This window comes from Roseateles sp. P5_E1, from assembly GCF_054049335.1.
Genome location: NZ_JBFUMN010000332.1, coordinates 1 through 587, shown reverse-complemented (window position 1 = coordinate 587; position 587 = coordinate 1). Strand labels below are relative to the sequence as shown.

The window sequence follows — 587 nt, the reverse complement described above, 5'->3', positions numbered from 1 at the left end:
GCCGCAGCGTGCCAGGTGCGCGTCAACTCTTTAGATTGCGCAACTCTCGCACCATAGCTCAGAAGCGGGTTGGCGGCTCCAGCGCTAAACGCAGAGGAAAACGAAAGACCCGAGTTATTGAGCACAAACGAGGCCATCGCGTCGGTGACGCACAAATGTGCATTCATCGAGACAATTGAATTATTAATGATCGAGTTATGCAACACTACCCCTCTCCCATTTTCAAATTAGCCTTAATCCTCGGACTCCTGTTAATCATCTCAAAAAACGCATCGTGTGCAATTTTCTGAAGATCACTGAAGCACTGCATCACCTTGCCCACGTCCACATCCTTCAAAGACTCAGTTGTAACATTAGTATTCATGACAATTCCCGTTTTATCGTGAACGCCACCCTCTCCCACATCAAGCGCCAATTCGCGACCGGACGCGTCTCTATTTGAATAGAAGAACCTCATGGATGAGCCGGAACCTTGACGATCGAGCGCAGCGGAAGTTTCCAATCCTTGGTATTTTACGCCTACAACTTCTGAGAAAAACTCAGATGCAGCCAAGCCCGCAAGATGTCCCTCATCAAAGAAGTCCAAG

The 587-nt window shown here is 48.6% G+C and carries 2 protein-coding genes; both read right to left on the bottom strand.

Features of this window, described 5'->3' with window-relative positions; translation table 11 throughout:
• Positions 1–203, bottom strand: a 203-nt coding sequence (locus tag ACXJKJ_RS31365) for a hypothetical protein (protein WP_457395550.1), incomplete at its 3' end; no start/stop codon positions are given.
• A 2-nt stretch (positions 204–205) separates the two neighbouring features.
• On the bottom strand, positions 206–587 hold a 382-nt coding region (locus ACXJKJ_RS31360), incomplete at its 5' end, for a hypothetical protein (protein WP_457395547.1).